This is a genomic window from Brevundimonas sp., assembly GCF_965227765.1.
GTDB lineage: Bacteria > Pseudomonadota > Alphaproteobacteria > Caulobacterales > Caulobacteraceae > Brevundimonas.
In genome coordinates this window covers 1,340,834-1,363,086 of record NZ_OZ245778.1, presented here as the reverse complement: position 1 = coordinate 1,363,086, position 22,253 = coordinate 1,340,834, and the positions used below count along the sequence as shown (strand labels likewise).

Here is a 22,253-nt window from a genome sequence, read left to right as displayed (position 1 = left end):
CGGTTTCTAGCCCGCTCCGTCAAGCACGGGCCAGCACACATCCAGCCAGCGCAGGCAGATGGCCACTGTCGGGCGCCATGTTGACGCTCGCGATCACACGCCAGCCCTCCGGCGCCGCCCAGTCCTCGGCGCCATGTCCCAGGTTGAAGACGCAGAGCAGAGCCTCCGCCCCCTCCCCCCTCTCAAACACCAGCAGGGTCGAGGATGCCGAGACGACCTTCATCGCGCCAGTTCTCAGAACGGGGTGGCTCCGTCGCAGCCCGATCATGCGCCGCGACAGATTCAATGTGGACTGCGGGTCGGCTTCCTGAGCATCGACCGCCAGCGCAGGATGGCGAGGATCGACAGGCAGCCAGGGCTCGGTGGTCGAGAATCCCGCCCACGGCTGGTCGGCTTGCCAGGGCATCGGCGTCCGCGCGCCGTCGCGCCCCAGGGTCTCGGGCCAGTTGGCGATAGCCTCGGGATCGACAAGGCGATCGAACGGCACCTCGGCTTGGGGCAGGCCCAGTTCCTCGCCCTGATAGACGAAGACATTGCCGCGCAGCGTCATCAGCAGCAGCATCAACACAGCCGCGACCGCCTTCCCGTCACGACCCTCGGACCACCGCGACGACGCCCGTGGCGCATCGTGGTTGGAGAAGGCCCAGGACGGCCAGCCCTCGCCCGGCTCGCCCGGCCATATCGCCGGCCCCGCCTCGATCAGAGCCGGTGTCAGCCGGTCGGCATAGAGGTAGAGAAAGCCATAGGCCGACTGCAGCCGGTCGGGACTGCGAGTATAGAGTTTCATCTCCTCGTCGGCGCGGTCGCCTACGACTTCGGCCACCAGAAAGCGATCGCCGTCATAGCTGTCCGCCAACTGTCGCAGACGGCCCAGGAAGGCCGGGATCTGGGGCTGGGACTGGTTAAACAGGTGGTCCTGAAAATCGAACGGTCGGCTCCGCTTGCCGGGTTTCAAGGACGGCGGATTATCGGTCAGTGCCGGATCGTGCATGGCGAAGTTGATGGCATCCAGCCGGAACCCGTCCACGCCCCGGTCCAGCCAGAACCGCATCGCGTCAAGAAGGGCGTCCTGCACCGCCGGCAAGGCCACGTTCAACTGGGGCTGAGAGGCCAGGAAATTGTGCATGTAATACTGGCCGCGACGGGCATCCCACGTCCAGGCGGGGCCGCCGAAGACCGATTGCCAGTTCGACGGCGGCGAACCGTCGGGTTTGGCGTCTGCCCACACATACCAGTCGGCGCGATCATTGCTCCGCGATGTCCGGCTCTCGGCGAACCAGGCGTGGCGGTCCGAGGTGTGTGCATAGACCTGATCGATGATGACCTTCAGCCCCAGCGCGTGAGCTTTCGTCACCAGAGCGTCGAAATCCTCCAGGCTGCCGAAGATCGGATCGACACCAACATAGTCCGAAACGTCGTAGCCGAAGTCGTCCATCGGCGACGGAAAGAAGGGCGAAAGCCAAATGCCGTCCACGCCCAGCGACGCGATATGATCCAGATGGGCCGTGACGCCCGGCAGGTCCCCCACCCCGTCGTCATTCGTGTCCGCGAAACTGCGCGGATAGACCTGATAAAGGACCGCGCCGCGCCACCAGGGCTCCGTGATATCCATATCCTGTCTTTCCCGATCCACCCCGCCGAACAGATCATATGGAGCGCTGCGGCATCGACAAGCCAAGGATAGGAACAGACTTCGCCAGCGGCTCGCGAACGCCCCTCCTGGGTCCGTGTTCCGCACCCGAGACGTGACATGATGCCACCGCATCCGGCCGCAACACCCCCTCGTAGTTGACGTTAGGCGCTCACAACTGGCGTCGATATCGACATCCAGAGGGCTCCAAGCACATGAAAATCCTGTCCACATCGGCCGCTGCGGCCGCGCTAGTCCTGGCCTCAGCATCGGCCTCTCCCGTCCTGGCTCAGGACTGGGCCGGTGGTTACATCGGCGTCTATGGAGGGGCCTCTATGGCCGACGACGACGGCAGCGAAACCCTGCTGTTCGACCGCAATCTGGACGGCGACTACGGCGACACGGTCACGACGCCCTCGGGCGCCGACGCCTTTGCGCCAGGCTTCTGCGGCGGTCGCGCCAACTCGAACGCTGCGCCCGGCGGCTGTAGCGACGACAACAAAGGCGTTCAGGGCGGTGTTCGCGCCGGTTACGACTGGCAGTTCGGCCAGTTCGTCGTCGGCGGCGTCGCCGATGTCAGCGCCTTCGACCTGAAGGATGCCGCGACAGGCTTCAGCGTCACGCCGGCCGCCTATCAGTTCACGCGCAAGCTGGAACACGTCGCCGCAGCCCGCGCCCGCGTCGGCTATGCCTATGGCCCCGCCCTGATTTACGCCACCGGCGGCTACGCGGTCGGCAAGGTGGATAATCGCTTCTACACCACCAATGGCGCCAACAGCTTCACCGCCAGCACCGACGACGACAAGGCTGACGGCTGGCAGGCGGGCGGCGGCGTCGAATACAAGCTGGCTCCGAACCTCAGCATCACGGGCGAGTACCTCTACACGTCGCTGGACGCGGGGGACTATGTGATCCGCGTCGGACCGGGTTCAGCCGGCCCGGCCAACCCCTTTATCCTCGCGCCCAACACCACCGGCACGGACATGATCCGTTCCAGCAGCAGCTTTGACGTCCATGCAGTGCAGATCGGCATGAACTACCGCTTCTGATCCCTTTCAGAGATCGGATCGAGCCCGTCGTCCCGCTGGACGGCGGGCTCTTTGCGTATCAAGGGAGGCCTTCTGATCGCGATGGAGCTTCGCCGATGACTTCCATGATGACGGCCGTCGTCGCGCCAGAGCCCGGCGGACCCGAGGCGATGATCCTGGTCGAGCGCCCGATCCCGACGCCCGGCGCCGACGAGATCGTGATCGCGGTCGAGGCGGCGGGCGTAAACCGTCCCGACATCATGCAACGGCGCGGCCTCTATCCGCCCCCGCCTGGCGCTTCCGACATCCTGGGCCTTGAGGTCTGCGGCCTCGTCACGGCCACGGGATCGGACGTGACCCGCTGGACGATCGGCGATCGGGTGATGGCACTGGTGTCCGGCGGCGGCTACGCCGAGTTCGTGCTGGCTCACGAAGATCTGGCCATCGCGGCGCCGGCGGACATGTCCAGCGTCGAATGCGCGGCCGTGCCCGAGACCTTCTTTACCGTCTGGACCAATGTCTTTGATCGGGGACGGTTGTCGCCGGGAGAAACCCTGCTGATCCACGGAGGCTCGTCAGGGATCGGCACGACCGCGATCCAGATGGCCAAGGCTTTCGGCGCCAAAGTCATCGTCACCGTCGGATCTGACGCCAAGGCCGACGCCTGCCGGGCGTTGGGCGCCGATCACGCCGTTAACTACCGCACACAGGATTTCGTCGCCGAAGTCCGCGCCGTAACCGATGGCGGCGGCGCTGACGTGATCCTCGACATGGTCGGCGGGGACTATGTGGCGCGCAACTACCGCGCCGCCGCGGTGGATGGCCGGATCGTCCAGATCGCCTCGTCAGGCGGTCGGACGGGCGAGGCCGACATGGGGTTGATGGTGCACAAGCGGCTGACGCACACCGGATCGTCGCTGCGACCGCAGTCCATCGGCGCCAAGGCCCGGATCGCCGAAGCCCTGCGCCAGTTCGTGTCGCCCTGGCTGGAGAGCGGCCGCATCCGCCCGGTGATCGACTCCACCTTCGCCCTCGATCAGGTCGCCCAGGCTCATGCACGAATGGAAGCGGGCGAACACATCGGCAAGGTCGTCCTGACCGTTTCTCGCCATGCCTGAATGACGTTCGACCAAAGTCGATCTGCCAGCCCGACCTGATCTGCGTCAACCTGCCCACAACGCGTGTCCAAAATCGGCGCGAGAACGGTCGATAACGACCTTGCTGGGAGGCAACACATCATGACGGACGCAACCATCGGGGCGCCCCCCGGGTCAGGCTCTGGAGGCGCTGGAGCCGGCGATCCAGACCACACGGTCGGCCGCAACGATAAACTGGTGATCCTGGCCTCGTCCGTCGGCACGGTGATCGAGTGGTACGACTTCTATCTGTACGGCTCGCTGGCCGCGATCATCACCGTCCAGTTCTTCTCGGGCGTGAACGAGACCACCGGCTATATCTTCGCCCTGATGGCATTCGCCGCAGGCTTTGCGGTCAGGCCCTTTGGCGCCATCGTCTTCGGGCGGCTGGGCGACCTGTGGGGACGCAAGAACACCTTCCTGGTCACCATGCTGCTGATGGGTCTGTCGACCTTCGTGGTCGGCCTGTTGCCGCCCTATGCGGCCATCGGCATCGCCGCCCCGATCATTCTGGTGCTGATGCGCCTGATCCAGGGCCTGGCCCTGGGCGGTGAATACGGCGGCGCAGCCACCTACGTCGCCGAGCACGCGCCGCACGGCAAGCGCGGCTTCTACACCTCCTTCATCCAGATCACGGCGACCGCCGGCCTGGTGCTGAGCCTGGCCGTCATCCTGGGCGTCCGCTTCGCCGTCGGCGAGGAAGCCTTCCTCGACTGGGGCTGGAGAATTCCCTTCCTGGTCTCGATCCTGCTGCTGGGCGTCTCGCTGTGGATCCGCCTGAAGCTGGCCGAGAGCCCGTCGTTCAAGAAGATGAAGGCCGAAGGCAAGGGTTCCGCGACCCCGCTGAAGGACAGCTTCATGAAGTGGCCCAACCTGAAGCTGGTGCTGATCGCCCTTGTCGGTCTGACCGCGGGTCAGGCTGTCATCTGGTACACGGGTCAGTTCTACGCCCTGTTCTTCCTGGAGCGGGTGCTGCGGGTCGACGCCACCCTGGTTTACGTCCTGCTGGCCATCGCCCTGCTGCTGGCCTCGCCCTTCTTCATCTTCTGGGGCTGGCTGTCGGACAAGGTGGGCCGCAAGCCGATCATCCTGGCGGGCTGCCTGCTGGCGGCGATCACCTATTTCCCGCTGTTCAACGCCCTGACCGAAGCCGCCAACCCTCGTCTGGCAGCCGCAGCAGCGTCTGCGCCAGTGACGGTCTATGCCGATCCGGCCGACTGCCACCTGCAGTTCGACCCCGTGGGCAAGACGGTGTTCAACCACTCGTGCGACGTGGCCAAGTCCTATCTGGCCAAGGCCGGCGTGACCTACACCAATGTCGCCGCCCCCGCAGGCACGCTGGCCGAGGTCCGCATCGGCGATCAGGCGGTCATCTCAAGCTTCCGTGGCGACGCCATGACCCCCGCTGACTTCGAAGCCCAGAAGAAGACCTGGGAAACGGGTCTGGGTACGGCCCTGTCCTCCGCCGGCTATCCCCCCAAAGCGGACAGCGCCCTGGTCAACAAGCCGCTGGTGGTGCTGATCCTGTTCATCCTCGGCTTCTACGTGACCATGGTCTACGGACCGATCGCGGCGGCCCTGGTCGAGATGTTCCCGACCAATATCCGCTACACCTCGATGTCCCTGCCCTATCACATCGGCAACGGCTGGTTCGGCGGCTTCCTGCCGACCACGGCCTTCGCCATGGTCGCGGCCACGGGCAACATCTACTACGGCCTCTGGTATCCGATCGTCGTCGCCCTCGCGACGGTGGTTCTGGGCTTCCTGCTGGTCAAGGAAGGCAAGGACGTGGATCTGAACGCCTAAGACTTCTTCCCCCGGAGCGACTGGGGCGGGTCGGTCTTCGGACCGGCCCGCCTTTTCTTATGAACCCTCCTTTTCCTTGCGGGACCGCCTCGAAGGCCATCTAGATGACCGCGATGTTCGCCTTTGTGATCCTGTCGCTGGTCGCCGCCTATATGATGGCGCTGTTCGCCATCGCTTGGCGCGGAGAGCGGAATGCAGCCTCGAGCTCCGGTCGGCGGTTCGGGCCGTGGGCCTACGCTCTGTCACTGGCCATCTACTGCACCTCCTGGACCTATTACGGCGCGGTCGGCACGGCGGCGCGCGACGGTTGGGAATATGTCGCCATCTATCTGGGTCCGATCATCGGTGTGGTGGTCCTGTTTCCGATCTGGCGCAGGATCGCGGCGGCCGCCAAGCGCGAGAACATCGGCTCGATCGCCGACTTCATCTCGTCGCGCTACGGCAAGAGCCAGACCTTGGGGGCCCTGGTCGCCTGCGTCGCCATCTTCGGCTCCCTGCCCTATATCGCCCTGCAGCTGAAATCCCTGTCCATGGCCTGGCGCCTGGTCACCGAGGGCACGCCGGTCGCGGGATCTGAACAGTTGACCGTCAGCGTCATCGCGGTGGTCCTGGCCGGTTTCACCATCCTGTTCGGCGCGCGACGGCCCGACCTGACCGAGCATAACCGGGGCCTGATCCGGGCCATCGCACTGGAATCCATCGTCAAGCTGGCGGCCCTGATCGCGGTCGCCGTCTTCGCCGCCCTGATGCTGTTCGGATCGCCCGACCACAGCGCGATCATCACAGCCATGGGCAGCTTGGCGGAGCCGCCCCAGATCAACGGTCGCTTCATCGCCATCACTCTGCTGGCCATGCTGGCGGTCTTCTGCCTGCCGCGCCAGTTTCATGTCGGCTTCGTCGAGGCCACCGAGGCGGCTCATATCCGCCGCGCCCGCTGGGTGTTCCCTGTCTATCTGCTGATCACCTCGATCGCCGTCATTCCCCTGCTGGCCGCCGGGGGACTGTTCGCCGACATAGCCGATCCCGACCTGTTCGTGCTCGCCCTGCCGTTCCAGCAGGGCGCCGGAGCCCTGACGGCAATCGTCTTCGTCGGCGGGTTTTCCGCTGCGACCGCCATGGTCATCGTCGAGACGGTCGCCCTCTCGGCCATGGCCTCCAACAGCCTGATCCTGCCCCTGGTCGCGCGTGAACGTTGGCGGATGCGCGAAGACGCCTCCGACATGGCCGGTGCGATCCTGCAGGTCCGCCGCGCCGTCATCTGCGCCATCCTGTTTCTGGCCTGGGTCTATTTCCAGGCGATCGACCGCTCCAGCGGCCTCGCCTCGATCGGACTGACCTCGTTCGCGGCCCTGGCGCAGCTGGCGCCCGCCCTGTTCGGCGCCGTGCTGTGGCGCGGCGGTCAGGCCAAGGGAGCCATCGTCGGCATCCTCGTGGGCTCGGCGATCTGGCTGGTGATGCTGGCCGTGCCTCAGATCGCCGCCGCCCTGGGCGCCGCAGACCTGGTGCTGTTCGGGCTGGAAGACCCCCTGCCGCTGGGAGTCTTCCTCAGCCTGGGCGCCAATCTGGCCTGTTACGTCCTGATTTCACGCGCGGCGCGCCCCCGGCTAATCGACCGGGTCCAGGCCCGCGCCTTTGTCGACCGGCTTAGTCCTGACTGGCGCGAGCGCAGCACGGCCCCGTCAGGCGCCTCGGTCGGCGACCTGAAGGCCCTCGTCGCGCGTTTTGTCGGCGATGCGAGCGCCGAACGGGCCTTCGCCGCCTTCGGCCGTGAGGCTGGACGCACGATGAGGGATGCTGATCCCGCCGACGCAGGTCTGGCGCGTTCCGCCGAACGGATGCTGGCCGGGGCGGTTGGCGCCTCGTCAGCCCGACGCGTCATCTCGGCGGCCCTGGCCGGCGGCGGCCGCGCGCCCGAAGACGTGGTCCGGATGCTGGATGAGGCGTCACAGGCCGTCCAGTTCAACCGCGAACTGCTCCAGACCACGCTCGACAATATCGACCAGGGCGTCAGCGTGGTGGACGAGGATCTGCGGCTGATCGCCTGGAATGCGCGTTACGTCGAACTGTTCGACCTGCCTTCCGGGTTCGTCCACGTGGGTCAGCCGGTCGCCGCCGTCTATCGCCTGAACGCTGAGCGCGGCGAGGTGGACCCGGACGGGATGGAGGCCTGGATCGACCGCCGCCTGGACGCCCTGCGCCGTCGCGCCGCTCACGACCACGAGCGGGCCCAGCCGAACGGGCGCATCCTGAAATCCACAGGCGCGCCAATGTCGGGCGGCGGCTATGTCACCTCCTACACCGACATCACCGAGTTGCGGCGCGCCGCCCAGGCGCTGGAAGAAGCCAACGAACAGCTCGAAGCCCGCGTCGCCGACCGGACCGAACGTCTGAACGAGGCCCGCCAGACCGCAGAGGACGCCGTCGCCTCCAAGACCCGGTTCCTTGCCGCCGCCAGCCACGACCTGTTGCAGCCCCTGCACGCCGCCCGCCTGTTCATCGCCGCCCTGAAGGATGAACCCGGCAGTGACCCGGCGGCCCGCACCCTGGCCGAAAATGCGGACCGCTCGATCGAGAGCGCACACGGTCTGCTGAAGGCCCTGCTGAACCTGTCGAGGCTTGAAACGGGCGGCATACGGCCTGCAGTGACGCCGCTTTCGGTCGAGGCCTTGTTTGTCGACCTGCGACGCGAGTTCACGCCGTTGGCCGCCGCCAAGGGGCTGAGCCTGCGGATTGTGCCGTCGCGGCTGTGGGTGGCGTCGGATCGCGACCTGCTGCGCTCTCTGCTGCAGAACCTGATCGGCAACGCCATCCGCTACACCGACCGGGGCGGCGTGCTGATCGGCGCCCGCCGCGCAGGCCAAGGCCTCCGGTTCGAGGTGCATGACACCGGGCGCGGCATCGCGCCCGAACAGCAGGAGACGGTCTTCGCCGAATTCACCCGGCTGCCAGGCCGCGGGGGCGACGAGGCTGGGGTCGGCCTGGGCCTGGCCATCGTTCGCCGGGTCGCCAGCCTGCTGAGTCACCCCCTCGGCCTGCGCTCGCAGCTTGGCCGGGGGTCGACCTTCACCGTCGTCGCCCCCCTAGCCGAAGCGGTCGCCGCGCCATCCGCGCCTGCCACGCCGCTTGTCGGACCTGACGCGTCGCTGCGCGGTCTAAGGGTGCTGTGCGTGGACAACGAGCCCGCCATTCTGGAAGCTATCGTCGCCCTTCTCAGCCGCTGGCGCGCAGAGCCAGTGGCCGCCACCGACTTTGCATCGGCAACCGACCTTGCGTCCAACTCTACCTTCGATGCGGCCCTGGTCGATTTGCATCTGGGCGAGGGCCCTAACGGGCTGGCCTTGGTGTCTGCGCTGAAAGCCGCCGGGCTGGATCACATCGCCCTGATCACCGCAGACGCTGACGAGACTCTTCCCACCCGCGCCGCCGATGTTGGAGCCATCATACTGGCCAAACCGGTGAAGCCTGCGGCTCTCAAGGCTTTCCTGTCCCGTCGCACCCACACCGATATCGACTGATGATGCAGCAAAGTCGCTTCACTCTTCCAGGCTGAGGGCCTGGGCCGCGATCACGGCCTGGGTGCGGTTTTGGACGCCCAGTTTGCGGAACACGCTGGTCAGGTGCGCCTTGATCGTCGCCTCGGTCACGCCCAGGTCAAAGGCGATCTGCTTGTTCAGACGGCCCTGCTGCAATCCGATCAGGATCTTCAGTTGCGACGGCGTCAGGCTGGCGATCCGAGCCTCCATCGGATCGGCCGCGCCGTCGTCTTCTAGGTTCGGGAACCAAGCGTCCCCCCCCAGGATGGCCGACAGGCCCGCGACCATTTCGTCCAGGGTCGCAGACTTGGGAATGAAGCCCGCAGCGCCGAACGCCAAGGCTCGACGGATGGTGGCGCTATCCTCGCTGGCCGAGACAACCGCCACAGGAACGGCAGGAAAATCGCTGCGGATTTCGACCAAACCGGCAAAGCCATCGCTGTCGGACAGTTTCAGGTCGAGCAGAAGCAGGTCGACCACGCCTTGGGACAAAGCCTCTCGGGCGCCGGCCAGGCTGGAGGTCTCCGCGATAGCCGCACCGGGCGCCGCACGCATCAGGGCCGAGCCCATCGCGGCCCGGAACAGGGGGTGATCTTCAGCGACCACGATGCGGTCCAAATCTCGCACTCCCGAACCTGGTCACGATCTGACGCCGCGACTTCATGCGCCACTCTGCCACCCCTAGACCTTGGTCGAAAGTAGACCATTGGCTAATGGCCCCCAAGAGACGACGACCAGAAAGTGACTTCGAGGTTCGCATCAGACGATCCCCGGAGGACACCATGATCAGACCATCACTGATGGCTGGCTGCGCCGCCATAGCCCTGTTTGCCGTTCCCATACTGGCCCAAGCCCAGGACACGACGGCTCTTGAGGCGCGCATCGCCCTTCTGGAAGCACAGCTCGACGCGTTGAAGACCGAGGTGCAGGCCACGCATGGCGAGTACGTCGTCCAGCCGTCGTCTGGAGCCCAAGACGTCATTCGCATCGAACAGCGCGCCGTTACGCCTGCGTCGCCGGGGCCCGTAGGAACTTCCACTGAAGGCTTCCGCATCGGCGACAACACCCTGAAGCTCGGTGGCTTCGTGAAGGCCGACTATATCCTGTCGCAGTATGATGGCGGCGACCCGACAAACGGCGACGCAATTCGAGACTTCTACCTGCCCGGCTCCATCCCTGTGGGTGGCGAGGATGAAGGCGCGGCCGCCGACTTCAACGCCCGCCAGACCCGGTTCTGGCTGACGACCGACGGCCTGATCGGCGGTCAGAAGATCGGCACGCGTATCGAGATGGATTTTCAGGTCCTGCCCGGAACCGGCGACCAGCGCACGACCAGCCCGTCCAACCTGTCGCTGCGTCGGGCCTTCATCACCATCGACAACTGGCTGTTCGGCCAGGAGTGGAGCAACTTCCAGAACATCGCCGTCCTGCCGGAGACGGCCGATTATATCGGTCCCAGCGAAGGCTCGGTCTTCTCCCGCCAGGTCCAGGTCCGCTACACGCGCGGCCCGTTTTCGATCTCGGTGGAGAACCCGGAGACGACAGTTACCCCTTTCGCCGGGGGCGCTCGCATCGTCGCCGACGATAACAGCCTGCCCGACGTCACAGCGCGCTACGGCCTGAGCCGCGCCTGGGGCGAAGCCTCGGTCGCGGGGATCGTGCGCCAGCTGGCCTATGAGACGACCGGCCTGGGCGCCGTCGATTCCACCGCCACCGGCTGGGGCGTGTCGGCGGCGGCCAAGATCAAGGTCGGGGAGACAGACGACTTGCGCCTGATGCTGTCGGGCGGCGAAGGCATCGGCCGCTACATCGGCCTGAACTTCTCCAACGACGCCGTGCTGAACGCCTCTGGCGAACTGGAGGCCATCGGCGTCGTCGCCGGCTTCGCCAGCTATCGCCATGTCTGGTCGCCCCAATGGCGGTCCAACCTGACCTATTCGGCTCAACGGGTGGACAATGATGTCGCCCTGACCGGCCTCATGGCAAACCGGTCGGCGCAGAGCGCCCGGGTCAACCTGATCTGGACCCCCGTCCCTTCTCTGGATCTCGGAGCCGAACTCTCGTTCGGCGAACGGGAGCTGGAATCCGGAGCCTCCGGTGAGCTAAACCGCCTGCAGATCTTCGCCAAATACGGCTTCTGAGTCGCAAGGACATCCGCGTTGAACGATCCCGAACTCTATCCCGTCCCCACAGAATGGGCGTCGCGCGCCCACATGGATGCGGCCGCCTATGACGCCGCCCGCATCGCCGCCCGCGAACGGCCCGACGCCTATTGGGCCGAACAGGCCAAACGGCTGGACTGGATCACGCCCCCAACGGTCATCAAGGACGTGTCCTTCAACAAGGACGACTTCCGCATCCGCTGGTTCGCCGACGGTGTGTTGAACGTCGCCTACAACTGCGTCGACCGGCATCTGGCGACGCGGGCCGACCAGACGGCGATCATCTGGGAGGGGGATGACCCAGCCAAGTCGGGCTCCATCACCTATGCGGAACTGCACCTTCAGGTCTGCCGAATGGCCAATGTGCTCAAGGACCTGGGTGTCCAGAAGGGCGACCGCGTCACCATCTATCTGCCCATGGTGCCGTCAGCCGCCGTCGCCATGCTGGCCTGCGCCCGCATTGGCGCCGTGCATTCGGTGATCTTCGGTGGTTTCTCGCCCGACAGCATCGCCGGCCGGATCGAGGACTGCGGCTCTCGCTTCGTCATCACCGCCGACGAGGGCGTGCGCGCCGGCAAGCGCATCCCTTTGAAGGCCAATGTCGACGCGGCGCTGGAAAAGGTCTCGGTCGAAACCGTCCTGGTCATCGCTCACACCGGCGCCGACACCCCCATCGTCGAGGGCCGCGACGTGCGCTTCGAGGATGTGGTCGAGACCGTCTCCGACGACTGCCCCTGCGAGCCGATGAACGCCGAGGATCCGCTGTTCATCCTCTATACCTCAGGCTCGACGGGTAAGCCCAAGGGCGTGCTTCACACCACTGGCGGCTATCTGTTCTGGGTCAGCTATACCCACGAACTTGTCTTCGATTATCGGCCGGGCGAGGTCTTTTGGTGCACCGCCGACGTGGGCTGGGTCACGGGCCATTCCTATGTCGTCTATGGCGCCCTGGCCAATGCGGCGACGACCCTGATGTTCGAAGGCGTGCCCAACTACCCGGCCAACGACCGCTTCTGGCAGGTTGTCGACAAGCACAAGGTCGAGATCTTCTATACGGCCCCGACCGCCCTTCGCGCCCTGATGCGGGACGGCGACGAGCCGGTCCTGAAACACTCGCTGGCGTCCTTGCGCCTGCTCGGAACCGTGGGCGAACCGATCAACCCCGAGGCCTGGCGCTGGTATCACGAGGTGGTCGGCAAGGGACGTCTGCCCATCATCGACACCTGGTGGCAGACCGAGACGGGCGGCGCCCTGATCGCCCCCCTGCCCGGCGCGACCGACCTCAAGCCCGGCTCGGCGACCAAGCCCCTGCCCGGCGTCGAGCTTGAGCTGGTGGATGCCGAGGGCCTGGTGCTGGACGGCGCGGTCAGCGGCAACCTGTGCATCACCGACAGCTGGCCCGGCCAGATGCGGACCGTCTGGGGCGATCACGCCCGCTTCTTCGAGACCTATTTCTCGACCTATCAGGGCAAGTATTTCACCGGCGACGGCTGTCGCCGCGACGAGGACGGCTATTACTGGATCACCGGCCGGGTCGATGATGTCATCAACGTCTCGGGCCACCGCATGGGCACCGCCGAGGTCGAGAGCGCCCTGGTCCTGCACGACGACGTGGCCGAGGCCGCCGTCGTCGGCTTCCCGCACGATATCAAGGGTCAGGGCATCTATGCCTATGTGACGCTTAACGCCGACGTCGAAGCGACGGACGATCTCAAGAAGGCGCTGGTCGCTCATGTCAGGAAGGAGATCGGCCCCATAGCCGCGCCCGACGCGATCCAGTGGGCGCCCGGTCTGCCCAAGACCCGATCTGGCAAGATCATGCGCCGCATCCTGCGCAAGATCGCCGAGAACGACACCGGCAGCCTGGGCGATATCTCGACCCTGGCAGATCCCTCGGTGGTCGAAGATCTGGTCAAGAACCGCGTCGGCTGACGCCCGGCTTCTTGAGCCGATCCTGAATACAAAGACGCCACCGGGGCGCAGGCCCCGGTGGCGTCGTCGTCTGAAGCGGACCGGTGGCGACCAAGCCCCGGCTCGCACCAGTGTCCTTCCGTGTCAGGCGGCCTCTCCGAACTGGTTCATGGTGTTGTCCTTGCCGCCGGCCTTGAGCGCGGCCTCGCCGGCGAAGTATTCCTTGTGGTCGTCGCCGATGTCAGAACCCGACATGTTCTGGTGCTTCACACAGGCGATGCCCTGGCGGATCTCTTCGCGCTGGACATTCTTGACGTAGCCCAGCATCCCCGCCGCGCCGAAATACTCGCGGGCTAGGTTGTCCGTGGACAGGGCGGCCGTGTGATAGGTCGGCAGGGTGATCAGGTGGTGGAAGATGCCCGCCCGCCTGGCGCCGTCCGCCTGGAAGGTGCGGATGCGCTCGTCGGCCTCGTCGGACAGATCGGTGCCGTCATACTCGACGTTCATCAACTTGGCGCGGTCATAGGCCGAGACGTCCTTGCCCGCCGCCGTCCATGCATCGAACACCTGTTGGCGGAAGTTCAGCGTCCAGTTGAACGAGGGCGAGTTGTTATAGACCAGCTTGGCGTTGGGGATGACAGCGCGGACGCGGTCCATCATGCCCGCGATCTGCTCGACGTGGGGCTTTTCGGTCTCGATCCACAACAGGTCGGCGCCGTTTTGCAGCGAGGTGATGCTGTCCAGGACGCAGCGGTCCTCGCCCGTTCCGGCGCGGAACTGGAACAGGTTGGACGGCAGGCGTTTGGGACGCAGCAGCTTGCCGCCACGGTTGATGATGACATCGCCGTTCGACAGTTGGTCGGCCGAGATTTCCTCGCAGTCGAGGAAGGAGTTGTACTGGTCGCCCAGGTCGCCGGGCTCGTTGGAGACGGCGATCTGCTTGGTCAGGCCGGCGCCCAGGCTGTCGGTGCGGGTGACGATGACGCCATCCTCGACGCCCAGTTCCAGGAAGGCGTAGCGGCAGGCGCGGACCTTGGCCAGGAAGTCCTCGTGCGGAACCGTGACCTTGCCGTCCTGGTGGCCGCACTGCTTCTCGTCCGAGACCTGGTTCTCGATCTGCAGGGCGCAGGCGCCGGCCTCGATCATCTTCTTGGCCAGCAGATAGGTGGCCTCGGCATTGCCGAAACCCGCGTCGATGTCGGCGATGATCGGCACAACGTGGGTCTGATAGTTGTCGACCGCGTGCAGCAGCTTCTGCTCTTTGACCGTGTCGCCAGCCTCGCGGGCGGCGTCGATGTCGCGGTAAAGGCCGCCCAACTCGCGGGCGTCGGCCTGACGCAGGAAGGTGTAGAGTTCTTCGATCAGGGCCGGGACCGAGGTCTTCTCGTGCATCGACTGGTCGGGCAGCGGGCCGAAGTCCGAGCGCAGGGCTGCGATCATCCAGCCCGACAGATAGAGGTAGCGACGCTCGGTCGTGCCGAAATGCTTCTTGATGGAAATCATCTTCTGCTGGCCGATGAAGCCGTGCCAGCAGCCCAGGGACTGGGTGTATTTCGACGGATCGGCGTCATAGGCCGCCATGTCCTTGCGCATGATGGCGGCGGTGTAGCGGGCGATGTCGAGACCGGTCTGGAAGCGGTTCTGCAGACGCATCCGGGCCACGGCTTCTGCGGAGATCCCGGACCAGGGGCCGGCCTTGGCTTCGATCAGGGCGCCGACCTGGCGGATATGGTCTTGATAGGACATCGGACTGTTCCTGGGATGCGGGTGTCGAGACACGTTGAACGCCGGATAGACCTGGATGCTGCGCCTGCGAAGGCTCCGCGAAGTCGAGTTGTCAAACTTTACAGATTTTCGATGTAATGTTGTAAGGATGGTCTGAGACCGCTGGAGCCTGGGCCTGATGATATCGCCGCGCCGCCTGTTCGTGGGGCCGTCCCTGCGCCGTATCCGTCGCGATCTGGGGCTAACCCAGGCCGACATGGCCGCCGATCTGGAAGTCTCCGCCTCCTACATCGCCTTGCTGGAGCGCAATCATCGCCCGCTGACGGCCGATGTTCTGTTGCGTCTGGCCCAGACCTACAAGATCGACATGGCCGCCCTGGCTCGCAGCGACGGCACCGAGATCACCGCGCGACTGCACGCGGTGCTGAAGGACCCGATGTTCGCCGACATCGACCTGCCGTCGCTCGAGAACGCCGACCTGGCCGCCAACTTCCCCGGCGTGACCGAGGCCCTGCTGCGACTCCACACCGCCTATCAGGAAAGCCACCTCGCCCTGGCCGACCGGGGCGTCGAGGGCGAAGAGACGGACGACACGCCGGACCCAGTCGCGGAATCCCGCCGGTTCCTGGCTGCCCGGCGCAACAGTTTTCCGACGCTGGACGAAGCTGCCGAACGCCTGTCACAGGCGGTGACAACCAGCGGCGGGTTGGACGCCCATCTTCTGAGCCGCCACGGTCTGACCGTGCGCCGCCTGCCGACCGATGTGATGGTGGGGTCGGTGCGTCGGCTGGATATGCACCGCAAACAGGTCCTGCTGGACGATGCGCTTGATGGGGCCAGCCGCCAGTTCCAGACCGCGCTGCAACTCGTCCACCTGGAACTGACCGAAGAGATCGGCGCCGTCTGCGGGCGCGGCGCGTTTGCGACCGAGGGCGGGGAACGCCTGACTCAGCGGGCTCTCGCCAGCTATGCAGCCGCGGCCCTCGTGATGCCCTACGCCGCCTTCGCCCGCGCTGCAGAAGCCCGCCGTTATGACGTCGAGGCCCTGGCTCGCCAGTTCGGGACCAGTTTCGAACAGACCGCCCACCGGCTGACCACTCTGCAAAAGCCCGGTCAGGAGAAGGTGCCCTTCTTCTTCATCCGCGTGGACCCGGCGGGCAATGTGTCCAAGCGGCTGGACGGGGCAGGCTTTCCCTTCGCCCGCCATGGCGGCGGCTGTCCGCTGTGGAGCGTGCACCATGCCTTCCGCACCCCGCGAGAGATCGTCACCCAGTGGCTGGAACTGCCAGACGGCCAGCGGTTCTTCTCCATCGCTCGCACGGTCACGGCTGGCGGCGGCGGCTTCGGCGCGCCTCGGGTGGATCGCGCCATCGCCCTGGGCTGCGCCGCGGAGCACGCCCACAAATTGATCTATGCCCGCGCGCCCGATGACCTAGTGGCCCCCGCAGTGCCGCCCGCGACGCCGATCGGCATCACCTGCCGCCTTTGCCATCGACTGGACTGCGCCGCACGCTCCGCCCCGCCGATCGGGGTTCGGATTCTCCCGGACGACATCCGTCGGACAACGGCCCCCTTCGGCTTCTCGGGCCCCTCCGTCTAGGGCGTCTATTCGACCGCGAGCGACTGGCGCAGGCGCGAGTTCTTGCGACCGAACAGGGCGTAGATCACGGTGCCTGCCACGAGGTAGAGCACCAAGATGGCTGCGGCCGCCCGGTCGCCGCGACTGAACTTGTCGATCATGTCCACGAGCACCGGGCCCGACATCGAAAGGCTGGCGACGATGCCCAGCACCGGCGTGACGCCGACCCACACGCCGAAGATGCGGACACCGCCGAACGGGACCTTGAACGGCCGCGCCAGTTCCGGGTGAGTGTTGCGCAATGCGATCACGCTGAGCGCGACAACGCAGAAGACCAGCGCCGTTCCAAGGCTGACCAGGTCGGCCAGCAGGGAAATCGGCAGGAAGGCTGCAGCAACGCCGGAGATCAGCGCTAACAACAGCGTCCCCTTGGCTGGGGTCAAGGTAGTCACGTTCAGGCTGGAGAACAGACGCGGCAGCAGCCCGTCCTTGGACATGGCGAAAGCCACACGCGACTGTGCGTAGGTATTGACCAGCAGGACGGATGCCAGCCCCGTCACGGCGCCAGCCTTGATGATGACGGCCCATACGGGCTGGCCGATAGCCGACACGGCCACGGCGATCGGATCGGCGACATCGAGCTCGCGATACGAGACCAGGCCGGTCATGACCAGGGCTACGGAGGCGTACAGCAGGGTGCTGGCGAGCAGCGCGCCCAGGATGCCGAAGGGTACGTCGCGGTGAGGATTGCGGGACTCGGACGCCGCCGTCGCCACCGCCTCGAAGCCCAGATAGGCGAAGAAAAGGATCGAGGCCGCGCGCACTACCCCGGGCACGCCGAAGTGGAACCCGCCCTCGTTTGCCGGAAGGAAGGGCGTCCAGTTCGCCGGCTCGACATGGCCGATCCCGACCAGCACAAAGCCAATCAGAACCCCCACCTTGATGACCACCAGCAGCGCGTTAACAGCTGACGACTTCGACACGCCGCGCGCCAGGACCAGGGCGACAGCGACAAGGGCGAGGAAGGCGACCAGGTTGACGCTCCGGGAAGCGACCAGGCTCGACACGCCGTCGGCATAGTGGCTCTGCAATGTCGGTGCTGTCAGCACGGCCGGCAGCAGGATGTTGAAGTCGCTCAACAGACTGACGAGATAACCCGAGAAGCCCACGGCGAGGGCTGCGCCTGCAAGGCCGAATTCGAACATCAGCATCCAGCCCAGGATCCAGGCGAACACCTCGCCGATGGCCGTATAGGCATAGGTGTAGGACGCTCCCGAAACCGGAAGGACGGACGCCAGCTCCGCATAGCAGAGCGCGATCAAGGCGCAGGCCAGACCGGCCAGGGCGAATGAGATGATGACGGCGGGCCCCGCGTAGTTGGCCGCCGCCGCGCCGGTCATGACATAGACCCCTGCGCCGACGATGCAGCCGATGCCCAGCATCAGGAGTTGGACGGGGCCCAGCGAACGGTGCAGGCCGGTCGTGTCCGCCTCGCCCCTCACCGACTCGACGGTTTTCCGAATGAAGATCGAGCTCATGGTTTAGTCCCCTGCTTGCCGTTAGAGGACCATGGCGTCCCGCACCTCGCCCTCGTGCTGAGGACCAAAAACCATCGCGAACAGGCCGAAATCATGATGCCCGAGCGCACGTCGAGGCAGACGATCCTCTAGCGGTCCGGATTCAGGCGGTGGGTCCAGCCCAGCAGATCCACAGCGCCTTGCGCCTCCAGGCCGCGCAGGATGTCCGCGTAGGGACCAGCGCCCTCATCCTGCGCCAGTTTGAACCGGGACTCTTCATGAAGGACGACCGCGCGGAAGCCGATCACGCCGCGCGCCACGCCATGAAAGCGTTCGCCCATCTCGTCGGCAGACCAGGCGGCCGGCCGCCCCGCCTCCATGACATCGACCAGTTCGCGCAGGTGAGCCTCGACGGCGTCAGCCTGATCGAAGAACTCCAAAGCGACACGGAACTGAGCCTGAGCGAAGTTCCAGGTCGGCCCCCAGTCGCGGTTCTGCATCCACGACGACGAAATATAGCTGTGCGGCCCCTGGCACAGGATCAGCGCCCTTGGGTCAGCCTGAAGAGCCGCGACATGGGGGTTACTGCGCGCGAAATGACCTTCAAAGCCGATGATGGCGCCGTCGCCTCCGCACCTGACCAACAGAGGGGCCGAGATCGCCCCGGCCTCGTTGCCGATGCCCACCACCCAACAGAAGGGTTGGGCGCGAACCAGATCGGCGACGTCTTTAATCGATCGGGGAGCGAACTTGCTGGTTACGGTGTCCATGCCCCCGGCCTAACACGGGCCAATAAAGCGCGCACCGCTTGCCAGGCCCAAGGCTGTGTCGGACGGGCCATGGAAGATTGCGCGCCGAGGCCGACTTCAGGCACGAAAAAGGGCGGCTGGTCTGCACCAGCCGCCCTCATTCGCCTTGGCTATGAAGCCTCGGCCTATTCTTCGTCGCCTTCGACGGCGTAGACCGGACCGGAGTCCAGGCCCTTGGCGTCGACGTCACGATCCACGAACTCGATGACGGCCATCGGGGCGTTGTCGCCGTGACGGAAGCCCGCCTTCATGATGCGGATATAGCCGCCGTTACGTTCGGCGTAGCGCGGGCCGATCGTGTCGAACAGCTTGCCGACCTGGGTCACGTCGCGGACGTGGCTGATGGCCTGACGACGGGCGTGCAGGTCGCCCTTCTTGCCGAGCGTCACCAGCTTTTCGACGAAGGGGCGAAGCTCCTTGGCCTTGGGCAGGGTCGTGGTGATCTGCTCGTGCTTGATCAGCGATGCAGCCATGTTGGCGAACATCGAGGTCCTGTGTGCGCTCGTGCGACCGAGCTTGCGATAGGCGGCGCCGTGGCGCATCGGGGTCTCTCCTACTCCGGTCCTAGTTTCCTTCGAGAAGGACCCTGAACCGCTATCATTCTAACCGCCCCGGCATCCCCCTGAGGGAACGGGCGGAGGGTTGAAACTAGATCTGGTCGTCGAACTTCTTGGCCAGGTCTTCGATGTTTTCCGGGGGCCAGTTCGGCACATCCATGCCGAGCGACAGACCCATGGAGGTCAGCACTTCCTTGATCTCGTTCAGCGACTTGCGGCCGAAGTTCGGGGTGCGAAGCATTTCACCCTCGGTCTTCTGGATCAGGTCGCCGATGTAGACGATGTTGTCGTTCTTCAGGCAGTTGGCCGAACGCACCGACAGTTCCAGCTCGTCCACCTTCTTGAGGAGGGCCGGGTTGAACGGCAGGTCAGGCTTGCCTTCAGACGCTTCAACGGCCTTCTTGGGCTCATCGAAAGTGATGAAGATCTGCAGTTGGTCCTGCAGGATGCGCGAGGCGTAGGCCACGGCGTCCACAGGCGAAACCGCACCGTTGGTTTCGACTTCCAGCACCAGCTTGTCATAGTCCAGCGACTGGCCCTGACGGGTCGGCTCGACGCGATAGGCGACGCGCTTGACCGGCGAATACAGGGCGTCGACGGCGATCAGGCCGATCGGGGCGTCTTCGGGACGGTTGAACTCGGACGCGACATAGCCCTTGCCGTTCTGGACGGTCAGTTCCATGCGGACCGAAGCGCCGTCATCCAGGGTGCAGATGACGTGGTTCGGGTTCAGCACTTCGATGTCCGAAGGGACTTCGATCTGGCCGGCGGTGACCGGGCCAGGGCCGGTGGCCTTCAGCGTCATGCGCTTGGGACCCTCGGCGTGCATGCGCAGCGCGAGTTGCTTGATGTTCAGAACGATGTCGACCACGTCTTCGCGAACGCCTTCCAGCGACGAGAATTCATGAACGACGCCGTCGATCTGAATCGCGGTGACGGCGGCGCCTTGCAGCGACGACAGCAGCACGCGACGAAGGGCGTTGCCGAGCGTGACGCCGAAACCGCGTTCGAGGGGCTCGGCGACCAGGCGCGCCTTGCGCTGGGCGTCGGAGCCGAGTTCGATCTGCGGCTTCTCGGGACGGATCAGCTCTTGCCAGTTACGTTCGATCATAGGTGTCCCTAACGAGTGTCGCCGGTTCCCCAAGTCCTTCAATAAGGACTGCCCTCGTCAGGGAGGCGGAACCGGCGGAGAATGGGCGGCGGCGGGGTACGCTTAGACGCGGCGGCGCTTGGGCGGACGGCAACCGTTGTGCGGCATCGGCGTGACGTCGCGGATGGTGGTGATGGTCAGGCCGACCGACTGCAGAGCGCGCAGAGCCGATTCACGACCGGAACCCGGACCCGAAACGTTCACTTCCAGCGTCTTCACGCCGTGCTCTTGAGCCTTCTTGCCCGCATCTTCGGCGGCCATCTGGGCGGCGTAAGGAGTCGACTTGCGCGAACCCTTGAAGCCCATGTGACCAGCCGACGACCACGAGATCGCGTTGCCCTGGGCATCGGTGATCGTGATCATGGTGTTGTTGAAGGACGCGTTCACGTGGGCGACGCCCGAGGTGATGTTCTTGCGCTCGCGCTTCTTTACGCGACCCGGTTCCTTGGCCATGTGTCTGTCTTACTTCTTCTTGCCGGCGATCGGCTTGGCGGGACCCTTGCGGGTGCGGGCGTTCGTATGGGTGCGCTGACCGCGGACCGGCAGGCCCTTGCGGTGACGCAGGCCGCGGTAGCAGGCCAGGTCCATCAGACGCTTGATGTTCATCGACGTTTCGCGGCGCAGGTCGCCCTCGACCGTGTGATCCTTGTCGATCGTCTCGCGGATCTGCAGGACCTCAGCGTCGGTCAGTTGGTTCACGCGACGGGCGGGCTCCAGGCCCACCTTGCTCACAATGTCCTTGGCGGCGGCTGGGCCGATGCCATGGATATACTGAAGCGCGATTTCGACGCGCTTGTTGGTCGGAATGTTGACGCCAGCGATACGGGCCACGAAGATCTCCAAGTACGCGCAAAACCGACGCAAACAACGCTCCGGTCAACAGACCAGGAGCGTGGCGCCCTTCGCGGGAAGTTGGGTCTTATAGCGATGATTCCGTTTGCGTCAACGGTCGATGCCGAAGCGCGTGCATCTCGACCACTCAGGGCCGCCCGAACTGCACGAAAACCGTGACCCGAAAGCCTTCAACCGTCCGGCCGGACGCGGTGGTGGGCGGGCGGAAGCGGAAATACTGCGGCACGATCCTCAGCGCGGCGTCGCCAAAGCCGAATCCCTCCGGCGTCTCGCTGACCAGGCGGCAGGCCTCCAGGCGCGTATCGGCGCGGATGACGCAGCTGACTGATCCCCGGCCCGACTGACGGGCGCGGCGGGCGGCCGGGGGCACCAGAGGCAGGATCTCCGCTTGGCTGGCGCCGCGCAGGATCAGGGCGGGAGCGCCGGATCCCGGACCGTCGCCATCGCCGTCCCCTGTTCCGCTGCCGCTACCTGTGCCCCCCTGCCCCATTCCTGGGGTCGGTCCGGCGACGGGGGCAGCGCCGATGACCAGGGGCTGTTCGGGCGCCTTGGCGGGCGGAGCCACGACCTCGGGCCGGGCGATCGGCCTGGGCGGCGGCGTGTGCACGACCGACGGCGCAGCGGGCGCGCCCCCGCCCGAGGTCGGGGCAGGCGTCGGCGGGGGTGGCGGTGGGGGCGGAACGATCGGCGAGAACAGCTCGACCTCGATCACCGGGGACGGCGCAACCTCGGGCTGAGCCTGGGTGATGGACAGCAGGGCGAAGACGCAGCCATGGACCAGTGCGATCGATCCCAGGACCCCCGCCTTGCGCCACTGTCTGTTTGTCCGCGTCCGCGCCGTCATGCCGTCTCCTGTTC

The 22,253-nt window shown here is 65.8% G+C and carries 17 protein-coding genes; 7 read left to right on the top strand and 10 right to left on the bottom strand.

The window, feature by feature from the left end:
* Nucleotides 1–19: 19 nt before the first annotated feature.
* Entirely contained in the window at nt 20–1,612 is a 1,593-nt protein-coding gene (locus ACO05L_RS06515) for an alpha-amylase family glycosyl hydrolase (RefSeq protein ID WP_421731355.1), read from the bottom strand.
* A gap of 233 nt (nt 1,613–1,845) precedes the next feature.
* On the opposite strand from ACO05L_RS06515, the gene ACO05L_RS06510 reads away from it, so the two are divergent.
* The 4 genes from ACO05L_RS06510 (at nt 1,846) to ACO05L_RS06495 (ending at nt 9,115) form a co-directional block, all read left to right on the top strand.
* Nucleotides 1,846–2,679 (top strand): outer membrane protein, encoded by an 834-nt coding sequence (locus ACO05L_RS06510; RefSeq protein WP_421731354.1) that lies wholly within the window; start codon nt 1,846–1,848, stop codon nt 2,677–2,679.
* Nucleotides 2,680–2,774: 95 nt separating this feature from the next.
* Nucleotides 2,775–3,776 (top strand): NAD(P)H-quinone oxidoreductase, encoded by a 1,002-nt coding sequence (locus ACO05L_RS06505; protein WP_421731353.1) that lies wholly within the window; start codon nt 2,775–2,777, stop codon nt 3,774–3,776.
* A gap of 120 nt (nt 3,777–3,896) precedes the next feature.
* A complete protein-coding gene (locus tag ACO05L_RS06500; RefSeq protein ID WP_421731352.1) occupies nt 3,897–5,600 on the top strand; it encodes an MFS transporter in 1,704 nt (567 codons plus the stop codon).
* Between the two features lie 104 nt (nt 5,601–5,704).
* The gene (locus tag ACO05L_RS06495; protein WP_421731351.1) at nt 5,705–9,115 is read left to right on the top strand and encodes a PAS-domain containing protein; all 3,411 of its coding nucleotides are present in this window, start codon (nt 5,705–5,707) and stop codon (nt 9,113–9,115) included.
* A gap of 18 nt (nt 9,116–9,133) precedes the next feature.
* Here the strand turns inward: ACO05L_RS06495 and ACO05L_RS06490 are convergent, their stop codons facing one another.
* Nucleotides 9,134–9,751, bottom strand: a complete 618-nt coding sequence (locus ACO05L_RS06490; RefSeq protein WP_421731350.1) for a response regulator transcription factor — start codon at nt 9,749–9,751, stop codon at nt 9,134–9,136.
* A 164-nt stretch (nt 9,752–9,915) separates the two neighbouring features.
* Between ACO05L_RS06490 and ACO05L_RS06485 the strand changes: the two genes are divergently transcribed.
* The gene (locus tag ACO05L_RS06485) at nt 9,916–11,274 is read left to right on the top strand and encodes a DcaP family trimeric outer membrane transporter (RefSeq protein ID WP_421731349.1); all 1,359 of its coding nucleotides are present in this window, start codon (nt 9,916–9,918) and stop codon (nt 11,272–11,274) included.
* 72 nt (nt 11,275–11,346) lie between these two features.
* Complete coding sequence (gene acs, locus ACO05L_RS06480) at nt 11,347–13,227, top strand: acetate--CoA ligase (RefSeq protein WP_421731638.1); 1,881 nt, start codon at nt 11,347–11,349, stop codon at nt 13,225–13,227.
* Nucleotides 13,228–13,350: 123 nt separating this feature from the next.
* Here acs and ACO05L_RS06475 read toward each other — a convergent pair whose 3' ends face one another.
* On the bottom strand, nt 13,351–14,952 hold the full coding sequence (locus ACO05L_RS06475) for an isocitrate lyase (RefSeq protein ID WP_421731348.1): 1,602 nt from the start codon (nt 14,950–14,952) through the stop codon (nt 13,351–13,353).
* 157 nt (nt 14,953–15,109) lie between these two features.
* Between ACO05L_RS06475 and ACO05L_RS06470 the strand changes: the two genes are divergently transcribed.
* Nucleotides 15,110–16,531 (top strand): helix-turn-helix domain-containing protein, encoded by a 1,422-nt coding sequence (locus ACO05L_RS06470; RefSeq protein WP_421731347.1) that lies wholly within the window; start codon nt 15,110–15,112, stop codon nt 16,529–16,531.
* Nucleotides 16,532–16,536: 5 nt separating this feature from the next.
* Here ACO05L_RS06470 and ACO05L_RS06465 read toward each other — a convergent pair whose 3' ends face one another.
* The 7 genes from ACO05L_RS06465 to ACO05L_RS06435 all read right to left on the bottom strand — a co-directional run bounded on the left by ACO05L_RS06465 (nt 16,537) and on the right by ACO05L_RS06435 (nt 22,239).
* On the bottom strand, nt 16,537–18,048 hold the full coding sequence (locus ACO05L_RS06465; protein WP_421731346.1) for an amino acid permease: 1,512 nt from the start codon (nt 18,046–18,048) through the stop codon (nt 16,537–16,539).
* A gap of 128 nt (nt 18,049–18,176) precedes the next feature.
* On the bottom strand, nt 18,177–18,797 hold the full coding sequence (locus ACO05L_RS06460) for an FMN-binding negative transcriptional regulator (RefSeq protein ID WP_421731345.1): 621 nt from the start codon (nt 18,795–18,797) through the stop codon (nt 18,177–18,179).
* A gap of 164 nt (nt 18,798–18,961) precedes the next feature.
* Entirely contained in the window at nt 18,962–19,378 is a 417-nt protein-coding gene (gene rplQ, locus ACO05L_RS06455) for a 50S ribosomal protein L17 (RefSeq protein ID WP_421731344.1), read from the bottom strand.
* Nucleotides 19,379–19,484: 106 nt separating this feature from the next.
* A complete protein-coding gene (locus tag ACO05L_RS06450) occupies nt 19,485–20,504 on the bottom strand; it encodes a DNA-directed RNA polymerase subunit alpha (protein ID WP_421731343.1) in 1,020 nt (339 codons plus the stop codon).
* Nucleotides 20,505–20,606: 102 nt separating this feature from the next.
* Nucleotides 20,607–20,996: a 30S ribosomal protein S11 gene (gene rpsK / locus ACO05L_RS06445; protein ID WP_013268944.1), complete on the bottom strand. Its 390-nt coding sequence runs from the start codon at nt 20,994–20,996 to the stop codon at nt 20,607–20,609.
* 9 nt (nt 20,997–21,005) lie between these two features.
* Complete coding sequence (gene rpsM / locus ACO05L_RS06440; protein WP_421731342.1) at nt 21,006–21,374, bottom strand: 30S ribosomal protein S13; 369 nt, start codon at nt 21,372–21,374, stop codon at nt 21,006–21,008.
* 148 nt (nt 21,375–21,522) lie between these two features.
* Entirely contained in the window at nt 21,523–22,239 is a 717-nt protein-coding gene (locus ACO05L_RS06435) for an energy transducer TonB (protein ID WP_421731341.1), read from the bottom strand.
* Between the last annotated feature and the right edge of the window lie 14 nt (nt 22,240–22,253).